Origin of the sequence: Pseudoalteromonas sp. 78C3 (assembly GCF_002836695.1) — a bacterium.
GTDB classification, from domain to species: domain Bacteria; phylum Pseudomonadota; class Gammaproteobacteria; order Enterobacterales; family Alteromonadaceae; genus Pseudoalteromonas; species Pseudoalteromonas arctica.
The window spans coordinates 1-576 of sequence record NZ_PJAV01000056.1 but is presented as its reverse complement, the minus strand read 5'-3'; the positions used below and the strand labels follow the sequence as shown (position 1 = coordinate 576).

Annotated in this window: 1 protein-coding gene; it reads left to right on the top strand. The window is 34.4% G+C overall.

Annotated elements, in window-relative coordinates; translation table 11 throughout:
• Positions 1–228, top strand: a 228-nt coding sequence (locus tag CXF76_RS00795; protein WP_269801297.1) for a flagellin, incomplete at its 5' end; no start/stop codon positions are given.
• Positions 229–576: the final 348 nt, after the last annotated feature.

Here is a 576-nt window from a genome sequence, read left to right as displayed (position 1 = left end):
TCACAACGAGCGAGCTTAGGTGCGGTCCAAAACCGTTTTGACCACACAATAAGTAACTTAGCAAATATATCAGAGAACGTATCTGCATCACGCAGCCGTATTCAAGATACTGACTTTGCAACAGAAACCGCTGAGATGACGAAAAACCAAATCTTGCAACAAGCAGGTACATCAATCTTGTCGCAAGCAAATCAGTTACCGCAAACAGCACTTAGCCTACTAGGTTAATTGAAGTAAGGTATTAGCTATCTCTTTAATTTAGCGAATACCTATAATAATTTTAAAAGGAGATGACTTTGGTCATCTCCTTTTTTATTTGGTTTTGATATTTTACCAATTGGCTTATATGGCTTTATTTAACGACAGATGATTGCACTATAACAAGGCTAAATATTTCGTTACCTAGCTGTTTTCGGCAGTTACCCTACTATTGTTCTGCACCCGTGCAGTCGTAATAAGAAATATTTAATGCAGTTCGTGTCATAGTTAACTCCTAGTAATAAACTAATCAACAAGTTATAAATTTATTAACATGAATTTGTAATTATTTAAAAATAAAAGCTAAAGGTATTTTAT